Annotated in this window: 1 pseudogene; it reads left to right on the top strand. The window is 60.3% G+C overall.

The features are described 5' to 3' along the window. A pseudogene (locus D7V77_RS42985) lies at positions 1-207 on the top strand (hypothetical protein); the annotation flags it as partial. Positions 208-388: the final 181 nt, after the last annotated feature.

The raw sequence follows: 388 nt of genomic DNA, 5'->3' as shown, positions 1-388 counted from the left end.
CCACAAGCGTTTGGTGTGCCGGCGGAACAGATTCTGTTTGTCTCGTCCAATGGCTGGGATGCCTGCGGCGCGACGTGGTACGGCTTCACAACATTCTGGATCAACCGCCTGGGGCATCCGCCCGAGGCACTCGACGTGGCGCCTACCGCGGCCGGCCACGATATGCGCGATCTGCTGCAGTTCGTGCAGGCAACACAAGCGACGTAAGGCATTGCATTGAATCGGCCCAGCCATAGGGCCAAAGTAAGACCAAAGCGCGTTCAACCCTCACATCATCCTCTGGAGAACAACCATGGCGCTCACGCTGCCCCAAGGCATGGAGATCAAGGCTGAGATTCTGCCGGCCTATGAAGACATTCTGACCCCCGAAGCGCTGGCGCTGGTCGCC

This window comes from Corallococcus sp. CA041A, from assembly GCF_003612075.1.
In the GTDB taxonomy this organism is placed as follows: Bacteria; Myxococcota; Myxococcia; order Myxococcales; family Myxococcaceae; genus Corallococcus; species Corallococcus exiguus.
This window is presented reverse-complemented; position numbering and strand designations above follow the sequence as displayed.